Raw genomic sequence first — 4,360 nt, 5'->3', positions numbered from 1 at the left:
GCACCACTTTGATCAGGATTTCATTGGAGCGCATGATTGCGATCTCACCCTCGATCACTGCATTGCTGAGCACTTGCGCTTCGACGAGATCAAATGAGTTCTGCTCACTTAGCCCCTGGCTTCCCAGAAGAAGCTGGCCGCCTGAAGCGTAAGTCGGCGTGATGGCCGAGAGGTAATGCACCGCAAATGCCAAGCAAAACACCGCTACCGCCAGTATCAGAACCATTCGGCGCCTCAGCGCCCTCACAACCTCCAAAAACTCAAGCGTCTTCGGCAGGCGATCCGCGGCTTTTGACAAGCGCACGTCCAGTTTCCGGTCAGGCGATATAACTTTGTTCATACGCTTCCATAGGTTTTCGGGTCCCAAAAATCCCCGCGCGGCTTTCTGCTACAGACTATAGAAACCATCTTCCGCTCTGAACCGCTACTTTTGAGCCAAGATAATTTGCAAGTAAAATTTCAGCCTCATGAACTACATATAACCTTGGTTCGCAAAAAGTCAGGGCGCGCTTTGCATTGCAATTTGTGTCTTGCAGATGAAACCCTGGGGGCAGGATCCCTGCCCAGCACTGTGAAGCAGTTCAGAACGGCAGCGCGAACCTGAACCTCCGCAGCCTGCCGGTCAAAGGCGCGCCATCAGGCGAAGACAGTTCATCCCATGAACTCAACTAGAAGTCGCGCTGCTGCATGAGTTCGCATTATCCGTCGAAACCCGGCCACACCTCACCAAGATCACGCCCAAGCAGCTCCGAAAGGCCACGGTTGCGCTCGGATAAATGCTGGCGCAGGTACCGGGCTGTACCGGGCTTCATCGGCGGAGCTTTCGGGGCTGTAGGCAGGATATGGTTCGCATATTCGAACCAGTAATAGTGAGATTTGTTGCGAAGCCGCTCACGCAACCCCGTCCGCTTGCCCATGTGATTGCGGTAGCGCTGGCCAACAACAATTTTGCCTACGCGGTTAAGCTGCGCCTTCAGCATTGGGTAGCGCGGATAAACCGATTTGTTGAACCAGGTCTCAGTTTGCTCGATCTCCATTCTCGAGATGCCTAGGTAGTCGGTCACACCGTCGAGGAAACCCTGCTGGTCGGATAGGAAGTCCTCAAACAGCAGGATGCGGACCTGGTCAGGTCCGAAAATATCCAGAAAGTGTTTGAGATGCCGGAAGTAAGTCGATCCGAGTGTGATGGAGGGCGCCCGGCCGATGGCAGTTTCGAAATCGAAGGTTGCACGGGCGGCGCCAAGCATGTGCCAGTATTGGGAGTAGGCTCGCTTCACAGGGTCGCGCAGCAGGAAGACAAGCTTGACGTCGGGCAATAATGCCTTGATGCGATGGGCGGCAACGTCTGAAAAAATGTAGGTGGGCGAGTCCTCTCCGATCCGCTTGCAATCGCGATAGGGGGCAAAACGCCCGGCGTACCAGGCGACGTTCCCGGCGTCCGAACGGCGGGGATCAAACCATTCCAGTGCTCCGTCGCGCGCGTGCAGGAAATCGGGGTGGGTGACCGGATCGTCAGCATCGAAATAGAGGACTTCGCCGTCGGGCATGCCGACATCGGCATTTTGCTTCAGAATGAAGTGAAGAGAGGTCGTGCCGCATTTCGGGGCCCCGCCTATGATAAAGTCCGGGAATCGCATATCCTTGAAAGCCGTGCTGCGATACCTCTGAAGCTCATTAACAAATCTCATAGCCTCAATTTACTGAAACTCCCGGCTGTGATCCAGAACATATATGCCGCCGGGGCGGCGGCGGCCGCCTCATCAAAGCCCTGGGCAGCCCCGTCACCGAAGTCTGAACTCTAAGCGGTCGTGCCGTGGGCGGCAGCCCCATGGCCGACTTCAATTGATCTTCGGAATAAGCCGTGTAAACCAAGGGCAGGTATTTGCGAGATGATTATGACAAGTTTTGACAACAGGACCTGTCTCGACAAGATCGGATTGGGTCTTGGGCAGCGCGTTGCCGATCACGCAATGCGCAAGGGAGAACTGCATCTTGTCTGTCGTGTGGGCGATGTGAACATTGGCTATTGCTATATCCGGAAAAACGCCTGTTCCAGCTTCAAACGTCTTTTTCTCGATATGGGTGAGAAAACCTACAGAAAGGAAGAATGGCCGCGCAAGATAGACTATATGATCGCGAACCAGATGATGCGGTCGGCCAATGCGTCTGATTGCGATAGGATTATTTTTGTCTACCGTGATCCGGTTGAGCGGATCATTTCTCTGTTCAAGAATAAATTCATCCAGCGCAAGGGCCACGAGGATATCTTCCGGAACTATCGTGATCTGACGGGGGCGGCGCCGGAGCAGGCGACTTTTCGGCATTTTGTGCTCGATTATCTGCGTCCGGACTTTCGGTCACTCGATTTGCACCTTCTGCCACAATCCTGGCATCTGAAACGTCACTTTTACACCGATGCAATTCCAATGGGAAATCTCCACGCCCGAATGATCGAGATTGTCGGGCAGGAAATTGCGGACCGGTATTTTTCCAAGCCGACCAACACAACGCAGCAGAGCCGCGCGGTGGACATGACCAATTGCATTGAAATCCCAGCCAACAAGCTGGCGGCAGTATATGAGAGCAGCGTCGCAATGCCGGCGAACAATAGCTTTTTGGACCCTGAGATACGCACCCGGCTGGAAGCGCTTTATGCCGATGATTTTCACATGATCAGTGTGATCGAAACAGCTGGCTAGCTGTCAATACCGGTTGCTAAGCCGTCAGTTCCGGCATCTGGCTCAGGGTGAATCGTGAAGCTGTCCCGCTTGTCCGGACATCTCAGCAGATCCGGACATGCCGCCTGAACGCGACGATCATAGCCTCATTTTCTTCGCTAAAACGGTTGGGCGCGGCTTTCGGAGGCCGGTCTTCTGATCCGCAACGGTCTGTCGTTTCCGCCACTTCGCAACTCTCTCTGGGGTGAGGCCCAGCTCCGCGACCGAAGCTTGCGATCGCTGTATTGCATCTCTGGCGGCGTGGGTGGCCGCGGCGCTCCCGTGACGAACTTGTCCCATAGCGTTTCCTTCCATTCATGCGAAAGGGTCACACCCTCAAACCGTGGGATCAAACACCTAAGATCGACTGCCAATGACTTGCGCAGGCACGCCTCCAACGATGGCATTGCCCGGAACATCCTTGGTCACCACGGCTCCCGCGCCCAAAATTGCGCCATCGCCTACGGTGACACCATCCAGCACCCGGACGCCTGCGCCCACCCAGACGTCATTCCCAAGGATAACCGGCCCTTTGGTCGTGTGCCCCTGCTCGACCATTGGCCCGGCGCCCAGCTCGGTTTTGTAGCGGCCGCCGCCTATATAGCAGTGCCCGGCGATAATGGCATGGCTGCCGATCTCGATCCCCGAAACGGCGGATAGCGTTGTCTGGCTTCCGATGGAACTGTTGGCGCCAATGCGGAGATACCCCTGTTTGACCACCATCACGACATCACGGGCGATCAGGGTGCGCGGGCCAATCACGAACCCCTGACCGCCAGCAGCCCCCCTCGCGTCCAATGACACGTTGTCGTCAATTGCAACCAGGTCCCCAAGCGTCATTCGACCGGGGCACCGCAGAGAAATGCCGCGCCCGAAATTCATGCCTTTGCCAGCCTTGGCAAAAAGGCCGGGATAAAGTTTTTTGCGTGCCAAATAGCCTATGCTGCCCCTGATATCAGCGCAGAAGAAAGTTGTGATCTCATAGCGCAGAAAACTGCCCCAGCCAGGCCGGCCGACAAAGAAATGCTGATATTTTTCCAGGGCGGATTCTTCGGAGGAAAGCCTATCAACAATGTGATCTTTCTGAGGGTCTTTTATAGAATTCATGATGGTTTGCCCGCGCCCGCCTCCGATCAGTTCCGCCTAATTGGCACAATTTGATAATTAGAGCATGTCCGGCGGGAAAACACCCCGCTTCCGGTCCGGGGTTCCAGGCGGACGCCACCAGCGGTTGATCCGTGTCCGGGCATCAGCCAGGGGCAGGGGCCATAGCGCATTCAGACAGTTCTGCCGAAGCCGGAGACCGGGCCGCGGCGGGACAAACCCCGCCGGATGCTGAGGCCGGTGCAAATGCCCGGGAACACCAAGCCTGCATCAGCTGCTTTCCCGCTCCGGTCTCGCAATGGTGGCAAAGCGGCCTAGTTTCTTCAAGAATTGTCTTCATTTACTTGCATTGCTAAGGTCAATGCATATTGGGGCCGGGAGCCTGTATTGGAGAAATACTGGAGTTTGAGTAACCGTAGATCTTGAAACGGGGGTAGGGCAGTGGCTGTCAGATATTCTGTAATCGTTCCGATATTGAACGAGGAGGAAAGTGTTGATGTATTGTACAGCAAGGTCGCAGAAAGTCTTGATGCTGCAGG

The 4,360-nt window shown here is 55.4% G+C and carries 5 protein-coding genes; 1 reads left to right on the top strand and 4 read right to left on the bottom strand.

The features are described from left to right. Together A2I95_RS26570 and A2I95_RS26565 are read right to left on the bottom strand one after the other, a co-directional pair. A partial coding sequence (locus tag A2I95_RS26570) for a Wzz/FepE/Etk N-terminal domain-containing protein (RefSeq protein WP_291734747.1) occupies nucleotides 1–340 on the bottom strand: 340 nt, incomplete at its 3' end. Between the two features lie 358 nt (nucleotides 341–698). Continuing rightward, on the bottom strand, nucleotides 699–1,637 hold the full coding sequence (locus A2I95_RS26565) for a sulfotransferase (protein WP_291734745.1): 939 nt from the start codon (nucleotides 1,635–1,637) through the stop codon (nucleotides 699–701). A gap of 258 nt (nucleotides 1,638–1,895) precedes the next feature. Here A2I95_RS26565 and A2I95_RS26560 point away from each other — a divergent pair, with 258 nt between their 5' ends. Continuing rightward, nucleotides 1,896–2,699 carry a sulfotransferase family 2 domain-containing protein gene (locus A2I95_RS26560; RefSeq protein ID WP_291734744.1) on the top strand — a complete coding sequence of 268 codons (804 nt, stop codon included), beginning with the start codon at nucleotides 1,896–1,898 and terminating at the stop codon, nucleotides 2,697–2,699. Nucleotides 2,700–3,074: 375 nt separating this feature from the next. Here the strand turns inward: A2I95_RS26560 and A2I95_RS26555 are convergent, their stop codons facing one another. After that, nucleotides 3,075–3,557: a DapH/DapD/GlmU-related protein gene (locus A2I95_RS26555; protein ID WP_291734741.1), complete on the bottom strand. Its 483-nt coding sequence runs from the start codon at nucleotides 3,555–3,557 to the stop codon at nucleotides 3,075–3,077. A 587-nt stretch (nucleotides 3,558–4,144) separates the two neighbouring features. Further along, on the bottom strand, nucleotides 4,145–4,360 hold a 216-nt coding region (locus A2I95_RS26550), incomplete at its 5' end, for a hypothetical protein (RefSeq protein ID WP_291734739.1).

This window comes from Leisingera sp. F5 (genome assembly GCF_001593695.1).
Note: the sequence above shows the minus strand (reverse complement) of the source record. Positions and strands in the feature narration are given on the sequence as shown.